General features: G+C 71.9%; 1 protein-coding gene. It reads left to right on the plus strand.

The window, feature by feature from the left end:
• The coding region (locus tag E1281_RS41020; RefSeq protein ID WP_165959332.1) for a cytochrome P450 at positions 1–1,185 on the plus strand (1,185 nt) is incomplete at both ends.

Consider the following 1,185-nt stretch of genomic DNA (forward strand, 5'->3'; position numbering starts at 1 on the left):
CCACCGGACTCCCCACCACCGGCACCGTTGAGGAACCCGCCCGCTTCGCGATGTACGGGCCGGAGTTCGCCGACGACCCGCAGCGCGTCTACGCGCGGATGCGCGCCCACGGCGACCTCGCGCCGGTCGAGCTGGCCCCCGGCGTGCCGGCGACGCTCGTCATCGGCTACGACGCCGCGCTGGAGATCATGCGCGACCCCGACCAGTTCCCGCGGTGCAGCGAGGTGTGGGAGGAGGAGGTCGGCCCCGAGTGCCCGGTGCTGCCGATGATGATGGCCCGGCCCAACGCCCTGTTCACCAACGGCGCCGTCCACGCCCGGTTCCGGTCGGTGATCGTCGACAGCCTGGACCGCCTCGAACCGGCGCTGCTGCGCGAGTACGTCGCGGACGGCGCGAACAGCCTCATCGACAAATTCGCGCAGGACGGCAAGGCCGACCTCGTCGGCCAGTACGCCCGCACACTGCCGCTGCTGGTGTTCAACGAGATGTTCGGCTGCCCGCGCGAGATCGGTGACAAGCTCGTGCGAGGCATGAGCGCCATCTTCGACACCGTCGACGCCGAGAACGGCAACGCCCTCCTCGCCGAGGCGGGCCCCGAACTGGTCGCGCACAAGCGGCAGAAGCCGGGCGCGGACGTGACGTCCTGGATGATGCGCCACCCCGCCGGGCTCGACGACGCCGAGATGGCCGACCAGATCACGCTGCTGGTCGGCGCCGGCACCGAGCCCGAGCAGAACCTCATCGCCAACGGGATCCTGCTGCTGCTCTCCGACGACCGGTTCGGCGGCGACCTGTCCGGCGGGAGCCTGCCGGTCGAGGACGCCCTCGACGAGATCCTGTGGACCGACCCGCCGATGGCCAACTACGGGACGACGTTCCCCCGCCAGGACACCGACTTCCACGGGTACCGGCTGCCCGCGCACCAGCCCGTCGTGATCAGCTACGCCGCCGCGAACACCGACCCGTCCAGGTCGACGGCCAACCGGACGGGCAACCGCGCGCACCTGTCCTTCGCCGGCGGCCCCCACACCTGCCCGGCCAAGAACCACGCCCGCCTGATCGCGTCGGTCGCCATGGAGACGCTCCTGGACCGCCTCCCGGACCTGGACCTGGCCGTCGCCGCGCACGACCTGGAATGGCGCCCCGGCCCGTTCCACCGAGCCCTGACCGCCCTCCCCGTCACCT

It is taken from the genome of Actinomadura sp. KC345 (genome assembly GCF_004348515.1).
Lineage (GTDB): Bacteria > Actinomycetota > Actinomycetes > Streptosporangiales > Streptosporangiaceae > Spirillospora.